Raw genomic sequence first — 23,679 nt, 5'->3', positions numbered from 1 at the left:
CTGCTACTCAACCGTCCTGAGTACGCATGCTCAACGCGTCCTCCACGATGGCCACCAGCTGTTCGTGGTGCGCGCCCTTCCAGTACGCGCGCCCGCACTCCGTGCACTGCGCGAAGACGTCGTACGTCCGCTGGGTCCCGCCCTCCAGCTGGTCCGCCACCTCCTCCTTGGTGGCCTCCTTCAGCAGGCCGTTGCAGGCGGTGCAGCGGGTCCAGGGGTGCAGTTCGGGGCGGAACCGGTCCAGGACGTCGCGGAGTTGGTCGTCGGGGCGGGTGCTGTAGACGAAGGCGCCGGCCCACAGTTCGCGGCGGCGCAGCAGACCACGGTCGCGGCTGAGCATGACGCGCCGCTCGGCGGCCGAGCGGGCGGCGAGGGCGGGGTCGCCGATGTCCGTGGACTCGTACGCCGTGTCCACGCCGAGCAGCCGCAGCCGGCGGGCGAGCGTGCCGAGGTGGACGTCGAGGAGGAAGCGCAGGGGAGCGCCGGGCACCCGTTGCGGGCGTTCGACGGCGCGGACGTGCACGGACTCGCCGTCCTTCGGGATGTGCGCGGTCGGCACCTCGTGGCCGTCGACGACGAGGGCGCCGACCTCGGTGAGCGGGACGCCGACGGACTCGATGACATGGCCCAGCGTCGAGACGCCGTCGGTGGCGAGCCGAGTGGCGCCCCGGCGCCTGGTGTTCGGGACGAACAGGGCCAGTTCGGGGTCGAATTCGACGTGGATCTCGGGTCCGTTCACCTGATCAGGATGGCATGGGCGCGGGCGCGGGCCTCAGGGGTTTTCGGCGCCGAGGCCGCGGTCGTAGACGGCCAGGGCGCGGTCGACGAGGTCGGCCGGGTCGTCGCGGAAGCCGGTGCGCGCCCAGTACGGGGAGATCTCCATCAGACCGCCGATGAGGGACATGGTGAACACACGCACCTCCAGGCTCTCCGGGTCGCGTCCGGTGCGCGCCGCGATGGCCTCGGCGAGCAGGGGCCCGGCGGCGGACATGCTCTCCATCAGCCGGGAGCGCACCGCCGGGACCTCCGCGATCAGCCGGCAGCGCAGCCGGGTGATCTCGGGCTTCTCGCCGAGGCCCAGGCCAATGGACCTGCGGGTGATGTGGCGCAGGGAGTCCTGCCAGGGCTCGTCCGCGGGCCGGTCCCGGAACTCCTCCAGCAGCGGGTCGTACGCGTCCGTGAGGACGATGTCCTCCTTGGTGGGGAAGTAACGGAAGACGGTCGACGGCGACACCTCGGCACGGTCGGCGATCTGCTCGATCGTCGTGACGTCGTACCCCTGCTCCTCGATCAGTGCGTAGGTCGCGGTGCGGATCGCCTCGCGCGTCCTGATCTTCTTCCGCTCCCGGAGCCCCAGCTGGGGGCGGTCGGCGGGGGAGGTGAGATGGGGGGCCGTCATGGTGGTCATTGTCGGGCATCCGGCTCGGCGACAAAAGGGTGAATTGATAGTCACTGTCAAAATCAAGTAACCCTCAATGGGGTGCCGCTGTCAGGGCATGCGAAAGGGCCACGGCCCGCAAGCCATGGCCCTGAAGGGGCGGGGTGCTACGAGTGCTGGTACGCCACCAGGGAGATCCCCACGTAGTGCACGACGAACGCCGCCAGCGTGAACGAGTGGAACACCTCGTGGAAGCCGAACCAGCGCGGTGACGGGTTGGGGCGCTTGATGCCGTAGACCACGCCGCCCGCGCTGTACAGGACACCGCCGACGATCACCAGCACGAGGACGGCGATACCGCCGGTGCGCATGAAGTCGGGCAGGAAGAAGACGGCCGCCCAGCCCATGGCGATGTAGCAGGGCGTGTAGAGCCAGCGCGGGGCGCCCACCCAGAAGACGCGGAAGAGGATGCCGGCCGCTGCGGCGGCCCAGATGCCCCACAGCAGCCACTGCCCCTTCGCGCCCGGCAGGAGCAGCAGGGTCAGTGGCGTGTAGGTGCCGGCAATGATCAGAAAGATGTTCGAGTGGTCCAGGCGGCGCAGTACGCCGTCCATGCGCGGGCTCCAGTCGCCCCGGTGGTACAGCGCGCTCACGCCGAACAGCAGGCATGCCGTCAGTGCGTAGATCCCGCAGGCGAGGCGGCCGCGCGGGGAGTCCGCGAGGGCGGTGAGGACCAGGCCTGCGACGAGCACCGCTGGGAACATCCCGAGGTGCAGCCAGCCGCGGAGCTTGGGTTTGATCGGGTGCGGCAGGGAGAGCGCGCTGGATACCCGGTCGGCGACCGGCGTGTCCCTCGGCGCGTCGGAAGCGGGCGCAGTCATGAGGCGCATCGTACCTACGGAACCGTAAGTTACGGATCAGTGTGGCGACAGGAGTGGCCATCATCTCACGGAAGTTGGGGGTCCCGGCGACCCCTTCCGCCCCAAGGGGCGGTCATCCGAACCCAACGTGCACGTAAAGAAACGGAGAGAAACGCCCAGGTGCGTGGGCCGGCTCACGCCGCTCAGGTGGGCGGTCCTCTGGACAAATGCGCACTCACCTCGGATGATCAAATGAGTGCAGTCGGCACCGGATGAGCGCATTGCGAGCGGTACTGCGCAGCATCCGGGTCGCAGCCCCCACGGGGCACAAGGACAAAAAACCCTCATTTAGGAGCAACCGTGGCGCGCGACATATCGGCTACCCCCGTCATCCCGACCAACCACCAGGAACTGATCTCCTGGGTGAACGAGATCGCCGACCTGACGCAGCCGGACAACGTGGTCTGGTGTGACGGATCCGAATCCGAGTACGAGCGACTGTGCGAGGAGCTCGTCCAGAAGGGCACCTTCCGGAAACTCGACCCGATCAAGCGCCCGAACTCCTACTACGCGGCCTCCGACCCGACGGACGTCGCACGCGTCGAGGACCGCACCTTCATCTGCTCCGAGAAGGAGCAGGACGCCGGCCCGACCAACCACTGGAAGGCCCCTGCGGAGATGCGGGAGATCTTCCAGGGTGAGAAGGGCCTGTTCCGCGGCTCGATGCGGGGCCGGACCATGTACGTCGTGCCGTTCTGCATGGGCCCGCTCGGATCGCCGCTGTCCGCGATCGGCGTGGAGATCACCGACTCCGCGTACGTCGCCGTCTCCATGCGCACCATGACGCGCATGGGCCAGGCCGTGCTGGACGAGCTCGGCTCCGAGGGCTTCTTCGTGCGAGCCGTGCACTCGCTCGGCGCCCCCCTGGAGCCCGGCCGGCAGGACGTCCCCTGGCCCTGCAACCAGACCAAGTACATCTCCCACTTCCCGGAGACCCGCGAGATCTGGTCCTACGGCTCCGGCTACGGCGGCAACGCCCTGCTCGGCAAGAAGTGCTACGCCCTGCGTATCGCCTCCGTCATGGCCCGTGACGAGGGCTGGCTCGCCGAGCACATGCTGATCCTCAAGCTCACCCCGCCACAGGGCTCGCCCAAGTACGTCGCCGCCGCCTTCCCGTCCGCCTGCGGCAAGACCAACCTCGCCATGCTGGAGCCCACCGTCTCCGGCTGGACCGTCGAGACGATCGGCGACGACATCGCATGGATGCGCTTCGGCGAGGACGGCCGGCTGTACGCCATCAACCCCGAGGCCGGCTTCTTCGGCGTCGCGCCCGGCACCGGTGAACACACCAACGCCAACGCGATGAAGACGCTGTGGGGCAACTCCGTCTTCACGAACGTGGCGCTGACGGACGACAACGACATCTGGTGGGAGGGCATGACGGAGGAGACCCCGGCCCACCTGACGGACTGGAAGGGCAACGACTGGACGCCGCAGTCCGGGACCCCGGCCGCCCACCCCAACGCCCGCTTCACCGTCCCCGCCGCGCAGTGCCCGATCATCGCGCCCGAGTGGGAGGACCCCAAGGGCGTGCCGATCTCCGCGATCCTCTTCGGCGGGCGGCGCGCCACCGCCGTACCGCTGGTGACGGAGTCCTTCGACTGGAACCACGGCGTCTTCCTCGGAGCCAACGTGGCCAGCGAGAAGACCGCCGCCGCCGAGGGCAAGGTCGGCGAGCTGCGCCGCGACCCGTTCGCGATGCTGCCGTTCTGCGGCTACAACATGGGCGACTACATGGCCCACTGGATCAAGGTCGGCAAGTCCGCGGACCCGGCCAAGCTGCCGAAGATCTACTACGTCAACTGGTTCCGCAAGAACGACGAGGGCAAGTTCGTCTGGCCCGGCTTCGGCGAGAACAGCCGCGTCCTGAAGTGGATCGTCGAGCGCCTGGAGGGCAGGGCGGAAGGCGTCGAGACCCCGATCGGCGTCCTGCCGACCAAGGAGGCCCTCGACACGGGCGGCCTCGAACTGGCCGACGAGGAGCTCGACTTCCTGCTCACCGTCGACAAGGAGGTCTGGCGCGAGGAGGCCGCTCTGATCCCCGAGCACCTGAACACCTTCGGCGACCACACGCCCAAGGAGCTGTGGGACGAGTACCACGCCCTGGTGCAGCGCCTGGGCTGAGGCCCGACGAAGACTCCGCGGCCGGTCTACCGACAGTGCCCTGACCAGCAACATCGTCACGGCCGGCCGCGGTGCAAGGCACCAAGGACCGGCGAGGTTCCGTACAACGGCGTGCGGGGCTCTGGGCCTGTCGTCGCGCCCCGTCCGCCCCGACGGACGCGCGGCGACAGGTCCTCGCCTGTATGTCGCCGGGTGCGCCCCCTTGATCGAAAGATCTTCACGGCTGTTTCATGTTCATCACAGGTGTATCACTGAATCCAGTGGTCACCCAACACAGCCTGTGGGGGGCACAGTTGAATACTGCACACCGTTCAAGACGCCTGGCGGCCACGCTGCTCGCCGCCACTCTCGCCGGGACCGGCCTGACCGTCGCCGCGGCACCGGCTGCGCACGCGGCGGCCTCGGACGCCGTGGTCAAGCTGCCGATCTCGTCGTACTCGGCGCTGGCCGTCGACAACGTTCATGAGCGGGTCTTCGTCGCGGACAGCAACACCAGCTATTCCGGCAACAGCGGCACCATCGCCGTCTACAACTTCCAGGGCGAACGCCTCACGACGATCACCACGACTTACCATGTCTCGGGCCTGGCCCTGAGCGCCGACGGGTCCAAGGTCTACGCCGGTCTGCGGGACCGGATCGAGTCGTACGACACCACCACCTTCCAGAAGACCCACGTCGCCTACGCGAACACCGACACCTGTGGGCGTGACCTCGCCTACTCCGGCGGCCAGCTGTACTTCACGACGCCGTACTCGCAGTACGTCTCCCAGTGCGCCACCGCCGGTACCTACGTGGACGGGGTCGTCAACGGCGCCCTCACCCGCACCGGTTGGAACGACTACGGCGAGCTCCAGCTGGAGTCCGGCCCCGGCAACAAGATGCTCATGGGCCAGCCGCTCAACGCGAACGCGGCCAACCCCTTCGTCACGGTCTTCGACACCAGCGGCGACAGCCTCGTACGCAATGCCGCGCGCCGCTTCGCCGACAGCGAGGGCAAGGGCGCCATGGACTTCAAGGACATGGCGTTCTCCCCGGACGGCGCCAAGGTCGCCGTCGCCGACGCCGCGTACGGCACCCGGCTGCTGAACGCCGCCGACCTGTCGGACGCGGCGACCGGCTACCAAGCGCTCCCGTCCGGGGCCACCGCCAGCTCGGTCGCCTTCAGCGGCGACGGCAAGTACATCGCGCGGGGCGCGTCGGCCACCGGCTCGACCCCCGACCTGCTGGTGCAGCCCGCCGACCCGACCGACGCGACGGCCCCCTTGGAGTTCGTCTTCGAGGGCAGCCTCGACGGCGACAAGGTCGTGCCCCGCGGCATGGAGTGGTCGGCGGACGGCTCCCGGCTGTTCGCGGTGACCACCAACACGGCCGGCAACCAGTACTGGCTGCACATCATCCAGCCCCCGGCTGTCCAGTACGACGCCCGCTTCACCGGCGGCCTCACCCACAGCCCCGCCCAGGCCGTCGCCGGCGAGCCGCTGGCCGTGCGCGGCAAGCTGGAGCAGGACGGCCCGGCACCCGCCGAGCCCTTCAAGGTCAAGGCCACCCGGACCGACGCCAACGGCACCCACGACCTCGGCACCTTCACCGTCAAGGACGACGGCACTTTCACCGTCCTCGACGAGCCCGGCCTCGTCGGCGACGCCACCTACACCGTCTCCTTCCTCGGCGACCTGACCCACCGCCCCGCCGAGGACATCACCACCACGGTGTCCGTCGGCAAGGCGCCCACCTCGATCGCGCTCACCGCACCCGAGGAGGGCTCACTGAGCACGGGCGTGGAGATCACCGGTACGTTCACCGCCCAGGGCAAGGCCCTGCCCGACCGGGCGGTCCTCCAGGTCACGCGGACCGACCGGCTCGGCACCGGCACGCTGTCGTCGGTGACGGTCGCCGCCGACGGCACGTTCACCGTCAACGACCTGCCGCGCACGCGGGGCGACGCGACCTACACGGTCAGCTGGCCGGGCGACGACCTGCACACCGCGTCGTCCGCCTCGGCGACGGTGTACGTCAGGCGGTAACCCGCCCGGTCAGTGAGTCCCACCCCGGTCCTCCAGATACCGGGTGTGGGACTCCTGGCGGCGGGCCTCCACCTCGCGCAGACCCGCCGCCAGGCGCTCGGTGTCCTTCTTCAGCAGGCCCAGCTGCCGCTCCAGATGGAGCTCGGGCGACTCGGTGCCGGGCGCCATCCGCGTCCACCAGCGCGTCCGTACGAAACTGTCCACGGCCTCCGGAAGATCGCGCCGCACGATGCGGGACAGCACGTGCACGCCCTCCGGGTCGTGCGCGAGCAGCTCGGCGGCCCAGCCGCGGTCGAGCAGCGCGGTCAGCAGCTCGATGAGTTCACGCAGCCGCGTGGTGGCCGTGACCGACAGCTCGACGTCCCTGAGATAGCCGCGCAGCTTCTCGAAGTCGCCCCGCAGTTCGTCGAGTTGGGCCGACGGGTCCGGGAAGTCGGGCGGCGCGGGCCGCTCCGGCGGGGCGATCAGCGCACCCGCGCCGTAGAGGCCGGCGACGACGACGGCCCAGTACGGTCCCGCCACCCCCGTGAAGGTCAGCACCAGGCCGACCAACCCGCACGCGCTCCCGGCGATGTTCTTGCGGGACTCCAGATACGCCAGCGCCTTGCTCGCAGCCGTCTTATTGGTAGCCACGGATCTCCTCGAAGGCGCCGTCCAGCGAGCCCTGCTGGGCGTCGAAGAGGCGGCCGCCGGTCAGTTCGGCGATGTGCTCCAGCTCGGAACGGTCGGAGTCGCCGAACAGGATGGGGAAGACGGGGATGTCCTTCTGGCCGCCGGTGAGCGCACCGTGGAAGTCCTCGAAGTCGCCGGCGGTCGCACCGGTCGTGTTCTCCCCGTCCGTCATCAGCACGATCGACGTGAACGTGTCACGGTCCGCCCTCAGCTGCTCGTACGCCTTCTCCAGCGACGTGTAGATCGCGGTGTCGCCCTCGGCCGTCAACGCCTCGGTGTCCCGCCGGATCCCGTCGAGCCCGGTCTTGGGATCCTCCGGGTCCACGACATGGGTCCGTACGCTCTTCACATCCGACCCGAACGGCATCAGCGTCACCTCCTCCCGCTCCCGGAAGTCGCCGGTCAGGCCGGTCAGCGCCTTCTTCAGTCCGGCCAGCCGGTCGCCCTCCATCGATCCCGAGGTGTCCAGCACGTACACCGTGCGGGACGGGCGGCGCAGCTCGTTCTCGTACGAGTCGAGCAGCCCGTCCGCCACGGACCGGCTGCCCGGGAAGGGCAGTTCGCGCCGACGGGTGGTGTCCAGGCCGGTCGCGGGCTGCACGGACGCGACGACCGGGCGGCGGTGCGTGCCGTCGGTGATCGCGCGCTGGATCTCCGGGGAGCGCAGGGCCTCGGTCAGCCGGCGGACGTCCTCGCGGGCCGGGGCGCCCGCGGAGGCGAGGGACGAGAGCGGGTAGTCCGCGGTGACGACACCGTCGGTGGGGCGGATCACCGTCAGACCGGGGATGCCCTTCAGGATCGACTCGTAGTTGAGCAGCGCGTCGACAGTGCCGCGCCGCTCGTACGCGCTCGCCAGCCAGCCCGACGACCCCGACGTCAGCTGCTGCCCCCGGAAGAACTCCTTCAGACGGGGAGTCGCCTTCTGCACGTCCGCGTCCGTGAGCGCGGACTGGGCGCCGGAGAGGGCGGAGGCGACGGAGACGAGGGTGGAGAAGCCGGAGTTGGAGCGGGCCGGGTCGGTCATGCCGTAGGTGAGGTCGCCGTCGCGCACCGCCCGCTCGACATCGGACCAGGTGACGTCCTCCGGCTGCCAGCCGAGGGCCTTGACGGTGGCCGGCTTGACGCCGATCGCGACCGGGCTCGACATGACCGGTGTCTCCGACACGACCTTCTTCGCCGCTTCCGGGCGCAGCCGCAGGTAGTCGTTGGAGGACAGCCACACCGCGTCGTACGCCCCGTCCGCCTTGCCCCGCGCGAGCAGGTCGACGGCGTCGAGGGTGCCCATGTAGGTGGGCCGGACGGTGATGCCGGTGTCCTCACGGACCCGGTCCAGGACGTCCGTCATGTCGTTGAGCTCGCTGGAGGCGAGGACGCGCAGGGTGCCGGGCTGGTAGGCCTGGGTGTCCTCGTCCGGCTGGTCGTCCTGGGCCGTCGTACAGGCCGTCAGCAGGGCCAGCGCCGCGATGGCAAGGGCGAGCGGGCGTCTCATGAGAGGCCCCCTTCCAGGGCGCTCTGCGAGCGGCTGCGGTCCAGGTAGGCGGAGGCGTGCTGGAGTTCGGCGGTCAGCGACTCGACGGTCGTGGCCATCGCCTCGGTGGCCTGCACCTTGTAGGTGTCGATGGCGTCCAGCGTGCGATAGATCTGCTGGAAGGCGTTGCGCAGCGTCTCCGCGCCGACCGCCGGATCGGCGGCGATGCGCTGGATCTCGCCGGACTGCGTGGCGAGCATCTCGGCATTGCCCCGGATCAGGTCCTCCGTCGTGCCCCGCAGGGCGTTGACCTGGTCGACGACCTTCTTCTGGTTGTCGAGAGCGGAGGCGAGCATGACGGAGATACGCAGCGCCGAGACGGTGGTCGTGGCCGCCCGGTCGACGCCCTTGATCAGCTCGTCGTTGTTGCGGCGTACGACGTCCATGGCGAGGTAGCCCTGCGCGCACACCGCGAGCTGGGTGAGCAGGTCCTGGTGCTTCTGCCGGACGGGGAAGAGAACGTCCGCGCGCAGCGAGTCGGCGGCCTGCGGGTCGCTCGTCTCGACACCGGCGATGTGCTGCTCGACCGCCGTGTCCAGGGCCTCGGTGAGGACGACGTACTCCTGGAGCTTGCCCATGGTCTCCCAGAGCCGCACCCGCTCGGTCTGCAACGCGGCGTTGTCCCGGCGCAGTTCGTCCTGCCCGCCGCGCAGCGAGCCGACGATCTTGTTGAGGGTGCCCTGCGCGGAGGCGTACTTGGCCACGTGATCGCGCAGCTTGTTGCCGCCCGGCAGCCGGGACAGGAACTTCCGCCCCTTGGCGGCGGGAAGATCACGCGGATCGAGATCCTCCACGACCCTGCGCAGTTCGACGAGCGAGCCCGCCACCTGCGACTGCGCGTCCCCGCCCTTGGACGGCAGACTCCGCACGGTCCGCTCCAGCATGCGGTTGGACTGCGCGGCCGCGGTGCGCATCTCACCGGCGCCGAGGGCGGTGATCTCGCCGACCTTGCCGGCGAACTCGGGCGAGCGGGCGTCGAGGGCGGCGAGTCCGGCGACGTAGTCGGAGGCCTTGCGGGCCATGTCGTCACGGACACCGTCGTCGACGGGCACGAGCCCGCCGGCCTTCTCCCGCGGGACCCGGGCGACGGGCTCGGGCGGGATGAGGGTGAAGGTGTCGTCGTGACTGGGGCTGGTGTTCTGGCTGGTGCTGCTGCTGTGGTCGGTCATCTGCTGATCCCCCTATCCGCGCGCCCGGCGCGCCATCTCGTGCAGCACCGCGGAGGTGGGCACGGGCGCCTGCCGTACGCCGGTCAGCTTCTGGTTGAGGTAGTCGGTGTGGCCGGCGGTGGCCGACGTGAACTCGCCGCTGGCGCCCTGCGGACGGAACCCGTGCCGGACAGCCAGCTTGCGCAACTCCGGGTCGGTGGAGAGGAGTTCGCCGACCTCGCGGCCCTCCCCGGTGAGGGGTACGACGGTGTGGTCGCTGGTCGTGGTGGTGTCCGGGTAGAGGACGGTGAGGTCCTCCACGCCCTGGCCCTGCGTGAGCAGTGCGGCGACCTGGGACTCGTAGACGAGGACGAGCGGGTTGCCGGCGCCGCTGATGAAGTCCCGGAACGCGCCGTCCGAGCTGGACTGCTGGGCGCCCTGGACGGTGACCAGCTTGCGCAGCAGGGGCGCGGTCCGCTCGACGTCGGCGTCGCTCGCGACGACCCGGCCGTCGTTGTCGACGTAGGAGGCGGCGGCGAGGTAGAGGGCACCGGAGTTGGAGGTCACGGGGTCGGTGCTGGTGATGTAGAGGGTGCCGGTCAACTCGCCGTACTTCTCCGCCCCCTTGAGCTGCTGCCAGGTGCGGTCGTCGCGGGCGGCGTCGAGGTAGGCGCCCATCTTGAGGGTGCCGTGGTTCTTGTCGAGGGTGACGAGACCGTTGGCGGCCAGCACCTCGGCGGCGCCCCGATGCGCGACGACGACGAGCGGCGAGTAGAAGGGCCGCGGCAGCGGCTGCTGGACGTCGTACTTCTCGGCGAGCGCGTCGGACGGCGCCTTGCTGGACGGAAAGGCCAGGTCGTAGCCCTTCAGGTCCAGCCCCTCCATGGCCCACGAGCCGGACGTCTCCGTCTCCACGGTGTAGCCCTTGGCGGCCAGGGCGTCCACCACCTTCGGATCGGCGAAGAACTCGGCCTTCTCCGACCCGATCACTGCCCGCACGGTCTTCGTTGCCGTGCCCTGGTCCCCGTTGTCCCGGCCCGCTACGACGGCTGCCACCACTCCGCCGATCAGCACAACCGCGAGGACGATACCTGCGATACGTCTCACGCCGGGAGCGTGCTCCCGGAACCCAACGTTCCCGGGCGAGACGGGTGAACGACCGGTGACTTACCGGTCCCGGCAGCGCAACGCCCTAAGGGGCGCGGGGAACGGCGCGATCAGCCACGGACAACCCGCAGCCGCCAAGCGACCAGCCGCCCAACGGCGAAACGCACCCAGACGCCCCGCACTGATCAACCGGCGTCAACAAACGACCGCCGCTCAAGCCAACGCAGTGCGCTGCTCGAGCGCAGCGGCATGCGCATCCATGCGTTCCGCCGTGAGGATCGCCGCCGCCGTGTCCGCGCGGGATGCCGCGACGACCAGGGCGCGGCCCGCGAGGGTGTGGGCGCGTCGGTGCAGGGCGGCGAGACGGGGTTCGGCGGCGGTCGCGGTCACCGACGTGCGGGCCGGCGCGGCTCCTCCCCGCAGCCGGGCCACCTGGTCGGCGAGCCGGGTGGCCGCGGTGTCCAGGTCGGCGGACGGGGCCAGCGCGCGCAGCTCGTCGGTGACGGCGAGCAGTGCCGCGAGATGGCCCGCGAGCTGGATGTCCAGCTCTTCCTCACGGGACCGGTGGGGGAAGTCGGTGGTGCCGGCCATCGTCGTGTGGACCGACTTGGTGCGGATCGGCTCGTACATGGGATGGCCTCCTGTGTTCGGCAGAAGCCATCCTAGCTTGGATTTCGTCTAAAGTTGAGCCCGTTCACAAAAGTGAGCCGGGTGTCCACGCAGCGTGAGCGTCAGTGCTGGCTGTAGCCGTCCAGGAACGTGCCGATCCTGCCGACCGCGTCCCGTAGATCAACGACCGTCGGGAGCGTCACGACCCGGAAGTGGTCTGGTTCCGGCCAGTTGAAGCCCGTGCCGTGGACGACCATGATCTTCTCCCGGCGCAGCAGGTCCAGGACCATCCGGCGGTCGTCCTTGATCTTGAAGACCTTGGGGTCGAGACGCGGGAAGAGATACAGCGCCCCCTTGGGGCGGACGCAGGTGACGCCGGGGATCTGCGTCAGCATCTCGTAGGCGACGTCCATCTGCTCGCGCAGGCGCCCGCCCGGCAGTACGAGGTCGTTGATCGACTGGCGTCCGCTCAGCGCGGCGACGACCCCGTGCTGGCCCGGCATGTTCGCGCACAGGCGCATGTTCGCCAGGATCGTCAGACCCTCGATGTAGGAGTCGGCGTGGGCGCGCGGGCCGGAGATCGACATCCAGCCGACCCGGTAGCCGGCCACCCGGTATGCCTTCGACATGCCGTTGAAGGTGAGGGTGAGCAGGTCGGGTGCGACCGCCGCGGTGGGGGTGTGCGTGGCGCCGTCGTAGAGGATCTTGTCGTAGATCTCGTCCGAGCAGACCAGCAGGTTGTGCCGGCGGGCGATGTCCGTCAGGCCCTTGAGCATCGCCTCGTCGTAGACCGCGCCGGTCGGGTTGTTCGGGTTGATGATGACGAGCGCCTTGGTGCGGTCGGTGACCTTGCGCTCGACGTCGGCGAGGTCCGGCATCCAGTCGGACTGCTCGTCGCACCGGTAGTGGACCGCGGTGCCGCCGGCGAGGGAGACCGCCGCCGTCCACAGGGGGTAGTCCGGGGCCGGTACGAGGACCTCGTCCCCGTCGTCCAGCAGGCCCTGCATCGCCATGGTGATCAGTTCGGAGACGCCGTTGCCGATGAAGACGTGCTCGACGTCCGTCTCGACACCGAGGGTCTGGTTGTGCATGACGACCGCCCGGCGTGCGGCCAGCAGGCCCTTGGCGTCGCCGTAGCCGTGGGCCGTGGAGACATTGCGGAGGATGTCCTCCAGGATCTCCGGCGGGCACTCGAAGCCGAAGGCCGCCGGGTTGCCGGTGTTCAGCTTGAGGATGCGGTGTCCGGCCGCCTCGAGCCGCATCGCCTCCTCGAGTACCGGGCCCCGGATCTCGTAACAGACGTTGGCGAGCTTCGTCGACTGGATCACCTGCATGACAGGGAGCTTACGGTGGGGTAACGCCGCACGGCTCGTGCTTTCCGCCACATGAGACGCGGCGGTTTGGGTGGTTATCGCCGAACGCTGTCCCGCCAGCCCCTCCCGTCCCTAGAATGCACGGCCATGTCCACGCCACCTCACTACGGCAACGGGGCGACCGGCCCTTACGAGCCCGCGGGGCCGCCGAACGTGTACCACCCGCAGGCCGCCCCGTCGCCGGCGTACGACGAGTACGCCGATCCGGCGGCCGCCCACGGTTGGCAGAACGCGTACGACGAGACGCGCGAGCTGCCTCCGGTCGCGGGCGGCGAGAGCGGTGAGGGCGGTGTGATCGGCGAGGGCCGGGGAGCCGGCCGGGCCGGTGCGGACTCCCGCCGGCACGGCTCCGGTCGGCGTGCCAGGCGCAAGCCCGGTCCCTGGCGCTCGCGCCGCGTGGCGGTGGCCGCGGGAGCGGTGGGTGCCGTCTCGGCGGCCGCGCTGATCGCCGGGTTCTCCTTCTCGGGGTCGCCGTCCGGCACCCAGGGCAAGGGTGACCGCACGGGGTCCACGACGGGGGAGTCCGCGGAGTCCGAGGAGTCCGCGGTGCCCACGGAACCGGGCCGGGCCTCGGCGTCGGACGCGGCGCGGACCGACGGCCCGTCGGGCACGGGGGAGTCGTCCGGCTCGGCGTCCGCCGCCCCGTCCCCCTCGGCGAGCGGCTCCGCCCCGGCCGGGACGACGACGAAGGACCCCTCGACCGGGTCCCCCACCGCCGACGCGACGACGACCTCCGCTCCCGTCACGACCACCCCACCCCCTGGGCGGTCGAAGGACAATCCCGGCCACGGGCAGGGCGGCACCAAGGGTCCCAAGTAGTCGCCGCCTTGCGGTGATCCCATGCGGTGATCGTGGAGATCCGGCGATGTCCGGCGCGAAACGGCCCCCGGCCTGAAACAACTCCTTGTACCCCTCGCGTGCGCCTGTTCACAATGCGCATGACAAACCTGCGGGCGACCGGAAGATTTCCGGTCGCCCTCGTCGCAAGAGGGGACCCCCACACATGAGAAAACCTCTCGTCGTCGCGCTCTCGGCCCTGGCGATAGCCGGGGCCGGCGCGACTCCCGCGGTCGCGGCCGAGCCCACCCCCACGGGCTCGAGCACGGCCGCGGACACGGACACGATCACGTCCGTGGTCCACGACGTGGTCACGTCCGCCACGGCGAGCGTGTCCCGGCTCACCGCACCGTCGGCCCAGGCCGTCGACTTCGCCGGCACCGTCTCGCTCAGCAACTGCTCCGGCTCCGTCGTCCGCATGCCGGACTCCGAGGACAACGACCCGGCGCTCGTGATGACCAACGGCCACTGCCTGGAGTCCGGCTTCCCCGGCCCCGGCGAGGTCGTCGTCGACCAGGCCTCCAGCCGCAGCTTCGGCCTGCTGAACTCCTCCGGTTCGCGGATCGCGACCCTGCGCGCCAACAAGATCGCCTACTCGACGATGACCGACACGGACGTGGCGATCTACCAGCTCACCACGACCTACGCGCAGATCAGCAGCTCGTACGGCATCAGCCCCCTGACGCTCAGCGACACGCGCCCGACCGCCGGCACCGCCATCAGCGTCGTCTCCGGCTACTGGAAGCGGATCTACAACTGCTCCATAGACGGCTTCGCGTACGGCCTGAAGGAGGCCGACTGGACCTGGAAGGACTCCGTCCGCTACACCTCCGCCTGCAACACCATCGGCGGTACGTCGGGTTCGCCCGTCGTCGACCAGAGCACCGGCCGCGTCGTCGCTGTCAACAACACCGGCAACACGGACGGTGAGCGCTGCACGATGAACAACCCCTGCGAGGTCGACGCGAACGGCAACGTCACCGTCCGCCAGGGCATCAACTACGCCCAGCAGACCCACCAGCTCGCCGCCTGCTTCGGGATCGACAACAAGCTCGACCTGTCGGCGAGCGGCTGCACCCTGCCCAAGCCGTAGGCATGCGAGGGGCGGGCGGTCACACCGGAGTGCGGCGGACCGCCCGCCCCGCCAGTACGTCCGTGCGCCGGCCGTCCTCGATCACGAACCGGCCGTCGACCAGCACGTGCGGGATGCCCGTCGGCAGGGTGCGGGGCTGCTCGAAGGTGGAACCCGCCGCGACGGTCGCCGGGTCGAAGAGGACCAGGTCGGCCCGGTACCCCTCGCGGACCAGCCCGCGGTCCGGCAGCCGCAGCCGCGCCGCCGGGCGCGAGGTGAGGTGGGCCACGCACTCCTCCAGCGACAGCACCCCCAGCTCCCGTACGTACCGGCCGAGGTAGTGCGGGAACGTGCCGTACGCGCGCGGGTGCGGCTTCGCGCCCTGCAGGATGCCGTCGGAGCCGCCGGTGTGCACCGGGTGCCGCATGATCGCCTGCACGTTCTCCTCGTGGCCGACGTGCTGGAGGATCGTCGGGCCCAGCCGGTCCTCGACCAGCAGACGGCGGGCGGTGACCCAGGGGGCCTCGCCGCGCCGCGCCGCGGAGTCCTCGACCGTACGGCCGACATAGGCGCCGAGGGCGGGATCGGTCACGCCCGAGATCTCGATCGTGTCCCACTCGACGGGCACGCCGTGGCAGCCGTCCGCGCCGGTCACCTCCAGGTCGTAGCGGATCCGCTCGGCGCTCTCCTCGTCCGTCAGCCGCCGCAGGATCTCCTGAGGGCCGCCCTCGCTCGCCCAGCTCGGCAGCAGCGCCACAAGAGTGGTGCAGCCCGGGGTGTAGGGGTAGGTGTCCAGGCTGATGTCCGCCCCGGCGGCGAGCGCCTCGTCCAGGAGGGACAGCAGCTCCGGCGCGCGGCCCTTGTTCACGCCGAAGTTCATGGTGGCGTGGGCGAGGTGGAGCGGACAGCCCGCTTCCCGGGTCAGCGCCACCATCTCCTCGTACGCCTCCAGTGCCCCCGCGCCGTACGAGCGGTGATGCGGGCAGTAGTAACCGCCGTGGGCCGCCACCACCCGGCACAGCTCGGTCAGTTCGGTGTCCGCGGCGTACATGCCGGGCGTGTAGGTGAGCCCGGACGACATGCCGACCGCGCCCTGCTCCAGGCCCTCGGCGACCAACTGCCGCATCCGGTCCAGCTCTTCCGGCGTGGCCTCCCGGTCCTCCCAGCCGACCGCGAGTGCCCGGACCGTGCCCTGCGGGATCAGATACGCGGCGTTGACCGCGATGCCCCGGCCGTCGAACCCGCGGTCCAGGCGGTCCAGGTACTCGCCGACCGACCGCCAGTCGAAGTCGATGTCGTCGCCGTACCCGTTCCAGCCGGTGATGGCGCGGCGGACCTCGGCGAGGGTGCGGTCGTCGACCGGGGCGTACGACAGCCCGTCCTGGCCGATGACCTCCAGGGTCACGCCCTGCGCGGCCTTCGCGCTGTGGTCGGGGTCGCGCAGGAGCGCCAGGTCGCTGTGTGCGTGCATGTCGATGAAGCCGGGGGAGAGCACCAGGCCCTCGGCATCCAACTCCCTCATGGCGCTGGGCCGTTGACAGCCCGCCGCCGCTGCCTCCTGGACGATCGACACGATCCGGCCGTCGTTCACCACCACATCGGCGCGGTACGCGGGGGCGCCGCTGCCGTCCACGACGTCCGCGTCACGGATGACGAGGTCTTCCATACCGGGCCTCCTAGAAGAACGTACGGATGTACTCGACGACCGTGCCGTCCGCCTCGGCCACCGGGATCAGCTGCCACTTGTCGAACGACGTGCACGGGTGGGACAGGCCCATGCCGAGCCAGTCCCCGACCTCCAGATCCGCCTCCGGCGCGGTGCGCAGCCAGGCGTGCTGGTCGGACAGGGCGGTGACCTCGATGCCGGTCGCCGGGCGCTCCACACCGTCGCGGCGCACCACCTGGGCGAAGGGCAGGTCCAGGTCGTAGGCCGCGTCCCGCTTGCCCGCGTTGACGAAGGCCTGCTCGGGGGAGGGGCGGGAGACGACCTGTGCCCACAGGCGGAACGCGGGCTCCAGGGCGCCCTCCTCCGGGACGCGGGTGAAGGGGGTCAGCTTGCGGTAGTGGCCGTCGTCGTGCGAGACGTACGCGCCCGAGCGCAGCAACTTCAGTACGGGGGCGGTCAGTTCGGGGACCTCGGCGAACACGTCGGCCACCGCGTCGAACCAGGCGCTGCCGCCCGCGCTGACGACGATCTCGTCCAGGCCCTGGAAACGTCCGGCCTTGTCGAAGTCCGCGGCCAGCGCCACCAGCCTGCGCAGCCAGGCGTGCACCCGCTCCGGGGTCGCCTGCGGCACCTCGCCCTCGTAGCCCGCGACGCCGACCAGACGCAGGGCCGGCACGGCCGCCACCGCGTCCGCGATCGCCGCGCACTCCGCCTCCGTACGGGCCCCGGTGCGGGCGCCGTCGCCGGCGGCCAGCTCGACCACGACGTCCACGGGACGGGGGCTGCCGTGCAGGGCGGCGGCCATCTGCTCCGCACCGCGCACGGAGTCGACGTAACAGATGAAACGGAAGTCCGGGTCGGCGGCCAGTTCCGCGGCGATCCAGCGCAGGGCCGCGGCGTCCACCAGCTCGTTCGCGAGGAAGATCCGCCGGACGCCGAACGCCCGCGCCACCCGCACCTGGTGCGGCACGGCGAGCGTGATGCCCCACGCGCCGCGTTCGACCTGGCGGTGGAAGAGCTGCGGGGCCATGGAGGTCTTGCCGTGCGGGGCGAAGGCGAGGCCGTGCCGGCTCGCGTACCGCGCCATGAGCGCGAGGTTGTGCTCCAGGTGCTCGGCGGACAGGGCCAGAACGGGCGTGGTGAAGCCGTCGGTGAACAGGTTGCGGCGCTGGGCGGCCAGCTCGCCGACCGTCAGCCCGTCGGCATCCGGCGGGAGGCCCTTGAAGCGGTGGTCGACGCGTTCCTCGGCGAGGCGGGCGAGCGCTTCTCCGGCCATAGGGGCCTCCCTCATCAGGTGCGTTGCATGTACTGCAACGTTCATTGCGTATATCGCTTACCGCTGTCTAACATCTCGGCCAACGCGGGGTCAACGGAGCCGCCGCCCCGCGAGACGACGAGGAGTCCCGACCATCGTGACCGCCACCGGCCCCACCACCGCCCCCGACGTCGTGGACGTCGTCGCGCTCGGCGAGTCCATGGTCACCTTCCTGCCCTCCCGCCCGGGCCGCCTCGCCGACGTCCCCTCCTTCGACCGCGCCATCGGCGGCGCCGAATCCAACGTGGCCTGCATGCTGGCCGCCGCGGGGCACTCGGCGCGCTGGGTCAGCCGGGTCGGCGCCGACGGCTTCGGCGACCACCTGGTCCAGGCGATCGGCGCGTACGGCGTCGACGTCTCGGCCGTACGGCGGGATCCGGCGCGTCCGACGGGCGTGTACTTCCGTACGGCCGGGGACCGGGCCGGCGAGGGTCACGAGGTGGCCTACTACCGGACGGGCTCGGCGGCATCCGCCATGTCAGCGGAGAACATGGACCTGGACGCGGTGCGCGCAGGACGCGTCCTGCACCTCTCCGGAATCACGGCGGCCCTCTCCGACGAGTGCTTCGCCCTGCTGTGGCAGCTGACGGCCCCCCGGCCGGACCGGCCCCTCATCTCCTTCGACGTCAACTTCCGCCCCGGCCTGTGGCAGGACGCCGACGGCCCACACGTCCTCCTCGACCTCGCCCGCCGCGCCGACATCGTCTTCATCGGCACCGACGAGGCCCACGCGGCCTGGGGGGTCACGGGCGGCCCGGCGAAGATCCGCGAGCTGCTTCCGGAGCCGGAGGCCCTGGTGGTGAAGGAGGGCGCGCGGGGCGCGACGGCGTTCGTCAGTCCGCGGGCAGTCGTGCCGCCAGGGGCGGCACGGGTGGGCGCGGGCGGCACCCCGACAGCGCCGGGCTGCGCGACCGCCCCCCGGCCGGCCGCAGCGCCGCCCACCTTCGTACCCGCCCTCGACGTCGACGTCGTCGCCGCCGTCGGTGCCGGCGACGCCTTCGCCGCCGGGTTCCTGTCGGCCACCCTCCGCAACCTCCCGGTAGGGACCCGCCTCCGCCACGGCCACCTCTGGGCCGCCGCCGCCCTCACCGCCCCCGGCGACCTCGCCACGCCCCCCACCCGCGACCACGCCGACCGCCTCGCCGCCCTGGACGACGCGGCGTGGGGGAGACTGCGACTCGGCCCCGGTTGGACAGCCGCCAGGGACCGGGCCGAGGAGGAGGTACGTACGCCATGAGCCAGACCGTCGACCGCGCGCTGAGCATCCTGCCGCTGCTCGCCGAGGGCCCCGCCGATCTCGGACAGGTCGCCGACCGCCTCGGCGTGCACAAGTCCACCGCCCTGCGCCTCCTGCGCACGCTGCACGAGCACGGCTTCGTCTACCGCCAGTCCGACCAGCGCTACCGCCTCGGCGCCCGCCTCTTCGCGCTCGCCCAGGAGGCGATGGAGAACCTCGACATCCGGGAGATCGCCCATCCCCACCTCGTACGGCTGAACGAGCAGTGCGGACATACCGTGCACCTCGCGGTGTACGAGGAGGACGAGGTCCTCTACATCGACAAGGTGGAGAGCCGCTACCCGGTGCGCATGTACTCCCGGATCGGCAAACCGGTCGCCATCACGGTCGCCGCCGTCGCCAAGCTCCTCCTCGCCGACCTGCCCGAGCACGAACGCCGGGCCGTCGCGGAGAAGCTCGACTACCCCCTGTACACGGCCCGTTCGACCCCCAACGCCGGGGCCTTCCTCAAGGAACTCACGAAGGTGCGCGAACAGGGCTGGGCCACCGACCTCGGTGGCCACGAGGAGTCCATCAACTGCGTCGCGGCGCCCATCCGCGGCGCCGACGGCCGGGTCGTCGCCGCGATGTCGGTGTCCGCCCCCAACGTCGTCGTCACCGCCGACGAACTCCTCACCCTGCTCCCGCTGGTCCGCCGCACCGCGGACGCGATCAGCGGCGAGTACTCCGGAAGGACCCCGACCAAGGACGTCGTATGACCGAGAAGACCGCCCTCACCCCCAAGACCCACACCACCCCGCCCGCGAAGTTCTCCCACGGCGTGAAGAAGGGCAACATCCTTCAGGTCGCCGGCCAGGTCGGCTTCCTGCCCGCCGAGGAGGGCAGGCCCCCGACGCCGGCCGGCCCCACCCTGCGCGAGCAGACCCTGCAGACCTTCGCCAACGTCAAGGCGATCCTCGAGGAGGGCGGCGCCTCCTGGGACGACGTGATGATGATCCGCGTCTACCTCACGGACGTCGCCCACTTCGCCGAGATGAACGAGATCTACAACGCCTATTTCGAGGCCCAGGGCCTGACCCAGCCGCCCGCCGCGCGCACGACGGTCTACGTCGGTCTGCCCGCCGGGCTCCTCATCGAGATCGACGCGCTCGCCGTGCTCGGCTGACGCCCCCTCACTCCCGCACGTTCGTCAACGGCATGGCGCCCACCGGGGCGCCGTGCCGCGATCCGCCCTGCCCGAAAGCAGCACGTGCTTACGCAGAGGACCCATAAATGTCCCCACTGTCCCTCCCGCTCGCCTCATCCGCCCCCGCTCAGACCCCATCCCACACCGGCGGACTGCTCCTCCTCATCGACGGCACGGCAGGACTCCTGACCGTCGCCGCGATCGGCATCGCCCTCCTCCTCTTCCTGATCATCAGGACCCGGCTCCAGCCCTTCGTCGCCCTCCTCGCCGTCTCCATAACCGTCGGCCTGCTGGCCGGCCTGTCCGTCACCGAACTCTTCGGCACGGTCCAGCGCTCGGACGCCGTCTCCACCATCGAGTCCGGCATGGGCGGCATCCTCGGCCATGTCGCGATCATCATCGGTCTCGGCACGATGCTGGGCGCGATCCTCGAAGTAAGCGGCGGCGCAGAGGTGCTGGCGTCCCGCCTCCTCAACCTCTTCGGCGAGAAGCGTGCGCCGATCGCCATGGGCCTCACGGGCCTGATCTTCGGTGTCCCGGTCTTCTTCGACGTCGGCATCTTCGTCCTCGCGCCGATCGTCTACGCCGCCGCCAAGCGCTCGGGCAAGTCGATCCTGCTCTACTGCCTGCCCCTGCTGGCCGGCCTCTCCATGACCCACGCGTTCCTGCCCCCGCACCCGGGCCCGGTGGCCGCCGCCGGTCTTCTCCAGGTGGACCTCGGCTGGGTCATCCTCATGGGCATCGTCTGCGGCATCCCCGCGGTGCTCGCCGCCTGGGCGTTCTCGGCGTGGATCGGCCGCCGCATCTTCGTCGCCGTACCGCAGGACATGGTAGAGGCGGCGGGCGAGGCCAAGCAGGCCGTCCTCGCCGAGCAGCGCGCGGCGGGCGTGGAGCCGCGCGAGCAGCCGGTCGCCCTCGGCACGGTCCTCGCCATCATCGGTACGCCGCTGATCCTCATCCTGGCCGCCACGTTCTCGTCGATCGCCCTGGACCCCTCCACCCTGCGCTCGGTGATCGAGTTCTTCGGGCACCCGTTCGTGGCCCTCACCATCGCGCTGCTGCTGGCGTACTACGTCCTCGGCATCCGCCGCGGCTGGTCCCGCAAGTCCCTGGAGACGGTGTCGACCTCCTCCCTGAAGCCGGTCGGCAACATCCTGCTGGTGGTCGGCGCGGGCGGTGTCTTCGGTGCCGTCCTCAAGGCGAGCGGCGTCGCCCAGGCCCTGTCCGACACGTTCAACGACGTCGGCCTCCCGGTGATCGTCCTGTCCTACCTGATCTCCGTGGTGCTGCGGGTCGCCCAGGGCTCGGCGACGGTGGCCATCGTGACGACGGCCGGCATCGTTGCCCCCCTGCTTGCCGAGGGCGACCACTCGCAGGCCTTCGTCGCGCTGGTCATCATGGCCATCTCCGCCGGCTCGATCTTCGCCTCGCACGTCAACGACGGCGGCTTCTGGATCGTGGCCAAGTACTTCGGCATCAGCGAGCGGGACACGCTCAAGACCTGGACCGTGCTGGAGTCGGTGCTGTCCGTCGCCGGGTTCGTGGTGGCCGCCGCGTTGAGCATCTTCGTATAACGAAGTAGGGGGCTGACTGTCTCGGACACAGGATCGTCGACCATACTGCTCCGCTGTGGAGCAGCGCATAGGTACGAGCAGTCAGCCCCTGGACGCCGGCGTCAACCCGGCCCACATCCCCGGGCTCACGGCGCCGGACAAGGCCGCCGAGCCCGAGGACGCGGTCGAGCCCGAGGAGGCGGCCCCCGTCGAGGACGCGGCCCCCGAGGAGGCCCCGGCGGAGGAAGCCGAGGAGGCCGAGGACACGGAGGCGGCCGACGGCCCCGTTTTCGAGGCCGCCGACCGCCGCGCACGCATCGTCGCCGACGCCAGGGGCGTACGCCTGAGCCTCGACGACGAGAAGTGCGAGTTCCGCTGGGACGAGATCGGCGCGATCGAGACGGAGTCCCCGCGTTTCGGCAAGCGGTTCACCGTGACCGTGCACACGCCGGACCGCCGCTGGTACCCCATCGAGATCGAGGCCACGTCGAAGTCCCAGCACAAGGAGTGGGACTCACGGCTGGACGAGGTCCTCGACGCCTACTTCGAAGAGGACGAAGAGGACACCGACTAACTGCAGTACTGGGCTTCCTTACCGATGGACCGGTACATACAGTCCGCGTTCTCCAGAAGCTGCAGCACCGCATCCCGGTTCCGCGAGGTCTCCCGCTCGATCACCTCATCGGGCGGGTAGAACCCGCCCCCGGACGCGGACGACGGATACATCTCGAAGGTGTACCCGAAGATCTTCTGAGAGCCCCACAGATAGTCGTCGATCGACCCGTCGGTGATGTACAGGTCGCTGGACTGCTCGGCCGTGTAGCCGTTGCTGGCGCCCATCTTCTGCCCCACCGCGGCGAAGGCGTTCCGGTCGTCGGCCGTCATCCCGGTGGTCGTGTCGGAGTACGTGTACCCGAACGGCCACAACACCAGCTCGCTGTAGGTGTGGAAGTCGATGCCGGCCTTGATCTGCTGCGTCCCGCCGACGACCCGGCTGCGCACGAAGTTCGCGACCACCTTGACCTCGGGCGCGGATTCGGGCGCCGAGCCCCGGTAGGTGTCCGAGGACGGCGAGCCGGACGACCCGCCGCAGCAGCCCCACCGGTAGTTCCAGTTCCGGTTCAGATCCGTACCGACGTACGAGGAACCGGAGTTGGGCTGCCGGTTCTTGCGCCACGACCGGTAGGAGCCGGTCGCGATGTCGTACTCGCCGCCGTCCGGGTTGAGGTCCGGGATGATCCATATCTCCCGGTTGTTCACCATGCTGGTGACGCGTGAGTCCGTGCCGTAGTCGGAGGTCAGTTCCCGCAGCAGATACAGCGCCATCTCGACGGTGAGGTGCTCACGGGCGTGCTGGTGGTGGGTGAACAGCACCTCCGGTTCGGACTCGTCGCTCGCCACGTTGTCGCTGATCTTGATGGCGACGATGTTCCGGCCCTGGTACGACGTGCCGATCACGCGCTGGCTCGCGATGCCCGGGTTCGCCGAGACGACCGAGTTGATCTCGCTCGTCATCTCCGCGTAGTTGTGGTAACGGGAGTCGCCGGAGGGGAAGTCGTAGAGCCGGATGTCGTCCTCACCGGCCGAGCGGTCGGGGACCGCGCCGAGTGCGGTGATCTCGTAGCCCTGTGAGCGCAGCTTTCTGACCTGGTCCGCGCGGCCGGAGATCACGACCCCGTGGTCGTGGACCTCGTCCACGGTCACGCCCGACCGCTGAAGTGCCGTACGGTCCTTGGCGGTCGAGTGCATATGGATCTCGTACTGGCGGATGTCGTCCGCCGAGGCCGACGCCCTGTCCGCCCCGTCGGCGGTGGCGTCGGTGGCCGTCGCCGAGATCGGGGCCGCGAGGGCGAGGGCCAGCAGGGCGGCGAGCGCGGCGGTGCGTCTGCCGCTGCGGACGCCTGAGCCGCGGATGCGAAGTCGCATGAAA

Annotated in this window: 21 protein-coding genes; 9 read left to right on the top strand and 12 right to left on the bottom strand. The window is 70.4% G+C overall.

Going from position 1 to position 23,679, the window contains the following annotated elements:
- Positions 1-7: 7 nt before the first annotated feature.
- The 3 genes from ACFVJQ_RS03780 to ACFVJQ_RS03770 all read right to left on the bottom strand — a co-directional run bounded on the left by ACFVJQ_RS03780 (position 8) and on the right by ACFVJQ_RS03770 (position 2,259).
- Positions 8-739 carry a Mut7-C RNAse domain-containing protein gene (locus ACFVJQ_RS03780; RefSeq protein ID WP_385510910.1) on the bottom strand — a complete coding sequence of 244 codons (732 nt, stop codon included), beginning with the start codon at positions 737-739 and terminating at the stop codon, positions 8-10.
- Between the two features lie 33 nt (positions 740-772).
- Positions 773-1,399: a TetR/AcrR family transcriptional regulator gene (locus ACFVJQ_RS03775; RefSeq protein ID WP_385780678.1), complete on the bottom strand. Its 627-nt coding sequence runs from the start codon at positions 1,397-1,399 to the stop codon at positions 773-775.
- 146 nt (positions 1,400-1,545) lie between these two features.
- Positions 1,546-2,259: a hemolysin III family protein gene (locus tag ACFVJQ_RS03770; protein ID WP_385510907.1), complete on the bottom strand. Its 714-nt coding sequence runs from the start codon at positions 2,257-2,259 to the stop codon at positions 1,546-1,548.
- A 339-nt stretch (positions 2,260-2,598) separates the two neighbouring features.
- Here ACFVJQ_RS03770 and ACFVJQ_RS03765 point away from each other — a divergent pair, with 339 nt between their 5' ends.
- Entirely contained in the window at positions 2,599-4,422 is a 1,824-nt protein-coding gene (locus ACFVJQ_RS03765; RefSeq protein WP_385510906.1) for a phosphoenolpyruvate carboxykinase (GTP), read from the top strand.
- A 293-nt stretch (positions 4,423-4,715) separates the two neighbouring features.
- Positions 4,716-6,446 carry an Ig-like domain repeat protein gene (locus ACFVJQ_RS03760; protein WP_385780675.1) on the top strand — a complete coding sequence of 577 codons (1,731 nt, stop codon included), beginning with the start codon at positions 4,716-4,718 and terminating at the stop codon, positions 6,444-6,446.
- Positions 6,447-6,455: 9 nt separating this feature from the next.
- On the opposite strand, the gene ACFVJQ_RS03755 is transcribed toward ACFVJQ_RS03760, so the two are convergent.
- The 6 genes from ACFVJQ_RS03755 to ACFVJQ_RS03730 all read right to left on the bottom strand — a co-directional run bounded on the left by ACFVJQ_RS03755 (position 6,456) and on the right by ACFVJQ_RS03730 (position 12,844).
- Positions 6,456-7,079 (bottom strand): hypothetical protein, encoded by a 624-nt coding sequence (locus ACFVJQ_RS03755; RefSeq protein WP_385780672.1) that lies wholly within the window; start codon positions 7,077-7,079, stop codon positions 6,456-6,458.
- Entirely contained in the window at positions 7,066-8,607 is a 1,542-nt protein-coding gene (locus ACFVJQ_RS03750) for a substrate-binding domain-containing protein (protein ID WP_385510903.1), read from the bottom strand. The genes ACFVJQ_RS03755 and ACFVJQ_RS03750 overlap by 14 nt, the downstream gene beginning before the upstream one ends.
- Positions 8,604-9,815 carry a toxic anion resistance protein gene (locus ACFVJQ_RS03745; protein ID WP_385510902.1) on the bottom strand — a complete coding sequence of 404 codons (1,212 nt, stop codon included), beginning with the start codon at positions 9,813-9,815 and terminating at the stop codon, positions 8,604-8,606. Before ACFVJQ_RS03745 ends, ACFVJQ_RS03750 begins: the two co-directional genes overlap by 4 nt.
- 12 nt (positions 9,816-9,827) lie before the next feature.
- On the bottom strand, positions 9,828-10,901 hold the full coding sequence (locus ACFVJQ_RS03740; RefSeq protein WP_385780669.1) for a hypothetical protein: 1,074 nt from the start codon (positions 10,899-10,901) through the stop codon (positions 9,828-9,830).
- A 213-nt stretch (positions 10,902-11,114) separates the two neighbouring features.
- The gene (locus tag ACFVJQ_RS03735) at positions 11,115-11,531 is read right to left on the bottom strand and encodes a hypothetical protein (protein WP_385510898.1); all 417 of its coding nucleotides are present in this window, start codon (positions 11,529-11,531) and stop codon (positions 11,115-11,117) included.
- Between the two features lie 101 nt (positions 11,532-11,632).
- Entirely contained in the window at positions 11,633-12,844 is a 1,212-nt protein-coding gene (locus ACFVJQ_RS03730) for a pyridoxal phosphate-dependent aminotransferase (protein ID WP_385510897.1), read from the bottom strand.
- A gap of 126 nt (positions 12,845-12,970) precedes the next feature.
- Here ACFVJQ_RS03730 and ACFVJQ_RS03725 point away from each other — a divergent pair, with 126 nt between their 5' ends.
- Positions 12,971-13,702: a hypothetical protein gene (locus ACFVJQ_RS03725; RefSeq protein WP_385780666.1), complete on the top strand. Its 732-nt coding sequence runs from the start codon at positions 12,971-12,973 to the stop codon at positions 13,700-13,702.
- A gap of 184 nt (positions 13,703-13,886) precedes the next feature.
- Positions 13,887-14,813, top strand: a complete 927-nt coding sequence (locus ACFVJQ_RS03720; protein WP_385510894.1) for a serine protease — start codon at positions 13,887-13,889, stop codon at positions 14,811-14,813.
- A 19-nt stretch (positions 14,814-14,832) separates the two neighbouring features.
- On the opposite strand, the gene ACFVJQ_RS03715 is transcribed toward ACFVJQ_RS03720, so the two are convergent.
- Together ACFVJQ_RS03715 and ACFVJQ_RS03710 are read right to left on the bottom strand one after the other, a co-directional pair.
- Complete coding sequence (locus ACFVJQ_RS03715) at positions 14,833-16,458, bottom strand: amidohydrolase family protein (protein WP_385780663.1); 1,626 nt, start codon at positions 16,456-16,458, stop codon at positions 14,833-14,835.
- Positions 16,459-16,468: 10 nt separating this feature from the next.
- Positions 16,469-17,734 (bottom strand): amino acid deaminase, encoded by a 1,266-nt coding sequence (locus ACFVJQ_RS03710; protein ID WP_385780660.1) that lies wholly within the window; start codon positions 17,732-17,734, stop codon positions 16,469-16,471.
- 136 nt (positions 17,735-17,870) lie between these two features.
- Between ACFVJQ_RS03710 and ACFVJQ_RS03705 the strand changes: the two genes are divergently transcribed.
- The 5 genes from ACFVJQ_RS03705 (at position 17,871) to ACFVJQ_RS03685 (ending at position 22,323) form a co-directional block, all read left to right on the top strand.
- Positions 17,871-19,010 (top strand): sugar kinase, encoded by a 1,140-nt coding sequence (locus ACFVJQ_RS03705; protein ID WP_385780657.1) that lies wholly within the window; start codon positions 17,871-17,873, stop codon positions 19,008-19,010.
- Positions 19,007-19,768, top strand: a complete 762-nt coding sequence (locus ACFVJQ_RS03700) for an IclR family transcriptional regulator (RefSeq protein ID WP_224736103.1) — start codon at positions 19,007-19,009, stop codon at positions 19,766-19,768. The genes ACFVJQ_RS03705 and ACFVJQ_RS03700 overlap by 4 nt, the downstream gene beginning before the upstream one ends.
- Positions 19,765-20,175: a RidA family protein gene (locus ACFVJQ_RS03695; RefSeq protein ID WP_385510888.1), complete on the top strand. Its 411-nt coding sequence runs from the start codon at positions 19,765-19,767 to the stop codon at positions 20,173-20,175. Before ACFVJQ_RS03700 ends, ACFVJQ_RS03695 begins: the two co-directional genes overlap by 4 nt.
- A 107-nt stretch (positions 20,176-20,282) precedes the next feature.
- Positions 20,283-21,770, top strand: coding sequence for a GntP family permease (locus ACFVJQ_RS03690; protein ID WP_385780652.1), 1,488 nt, complete (start codon positions 20,283-20,285; stop codon positions 21,768-21,770).
- A gap of 55 nt (positions 21,771-21,825) precedes the next feature.
- Positions 21,826-22,323 carry a hypothetical protein gene (locus ACFVJQ_RS03685; protein ID WP_385510886.1) on the top strand — a complete coding sequence of 166 codons (498 nt, stop codon included), beginning with the start codon at positions 21,826-21,828 and terminating at the stop codon, positions 22,321-22,323.
- Here the strand turns inward: ACFVJQ_RS03685 and ACFVJQ_RS03680 are convergent.
- Positions 22,320-23,675 (bottom strand): M14 family metallopeptidase, encoded by a 1,356-nt coding sequence (locus ACFVJQ_RS03680; RefSeq protein ID WP_385510885.1) that lies wholly within the window; start codon positions 23,673-23,675, stop codon positions 22,320-22,322. The two genes, ACFVJQ_RS03685 and ACFVJQ_RS03680, sit on opposite strands and share 4 nt — an antisense overlap.
- Positions 23,676-23,679 lie beyond the last annotated feature (4 nt).

Origin of the sequence: Streptomyces sp. NPDC127197 (assembly GCF_042672405.1) — a bacterium.
GTDB lineage: Bacteria > Actinomycetota > Actinomycetes > Streptomycetales > Streptomycetaceae > Streptomyces > Streptomyces flavusporus.
Note: the sequence above shows the minus strand (reverse complement) of the source record. Positions and strands in the feature narration are given on the sequence as shown.

Excerpts from the sequence above, each read along its gene's own strand:
- ACFVJQ_RS03695 (WP_385510888.1), top strand. The coding sequence starts at position 19,765 with ATGACCGAGAAGACCGCCCTCACCCCCAAGACCCACACCACCCCGCCC.
- ACFVJQ_RS03750 (WP_385510903.1), bottom strand. The coding sequence starts at position 8,607 with ATGAGACGCCCGCTCGCCCTTGCCATCGCGGCGCTGGCCCTGCTGACG.
- ACFVJQ_RS03720 (WP_385510894.1), top strand. The coding sequence starts at position 13,887 with ATGAGAAAACCTCTCGTCGTCGCGCTCTCGGCCCTGGCGATAGCCGGG.
- ACFVJQ_RS03700 (WP_224736103.1), top strand. The coding sequence starts at position 19,007 with ATGAGCCAGACCGTCGACCGCGCGCTGAGCATCCTGCCGCTGCTCGCC.
- ACFVJQ_RS03680 (WP_385510885.1), bottom strand. The coding sequence starts at position 23,675 with ATGCGACTTCGCATCCGCGGCTCAGGCGTCCGCAGCGGCAGACGCACC.
- ACFVJQ_RS03775 (WP_385780678.1), bottom strand. The coding sequence starts at position 1,399 with ATGACGGCCCCCCATCTCACCTCCCCCGCCGACCGCCCCCAGCTGGGG.
- ACFVJQ_RS03770 (WP_385510907.1), bottom strand. The coding sequence starts at position 2,259 with ATGACTGCGCCCGCTTCCGACGCGCCGAGGGACACGCCGGTCGCCGAC.
- ACFVJQ_RS03730 (WP_385510897.1), bottom strand. The coding sequence starts at position 12,844 with ATGCAGGTGATCCAGTCGACGAAGCTCGCCAACGTCTGTTACGAGATC.
- ACFVJQ_RS03715 (WP_385780663.1), bottom strand. The coding sequence starts at position 16,458 with ATGGAAGACCTCGTCATCCGTGACGCGGACGTCGTGGACGGCAGCGGC.
- ACFVJQ_RS03690 (WP_385780652.1), top strand. The coding sequence starts at position 20,283 with ATGTCCCCACTGTCCCTCCCGCTCGCCTCATCCGCCCCCGCTCAGACC.
- ACFVJQ_RS03745 (WP_385510902.1), bottom strand. The coding sequence starts at position 9,815 with ATGACCGACCACAGCAGCAGCACCAGCCAGAACACCAGCCCCAGTCAC.
- ACFVJQ_RS03710 (WP_385780660.1), bottom strand. The coding sequence starts at position 17,734 with ATGGCCGGAGAAGCGCTCGCCCGCCTCGCCGAGGAACGCGTCGACCAC.
- ACFVJQ_RS03725 (WP_385780666.1), top strand. The coding sequence starts at position 12,971 with ATGTCCACGCCACCTCACTACGGCAACGGGGCGACCGGCCCTTACGAG.
- ACFVJQ_RS03735 (WP_385510898.1), bottom strand. The coding sequence starts at position 11,531 with ATGTACGAGCCGATCCGCACCAAGTCGGTCCACACGACGATGGCCGGC.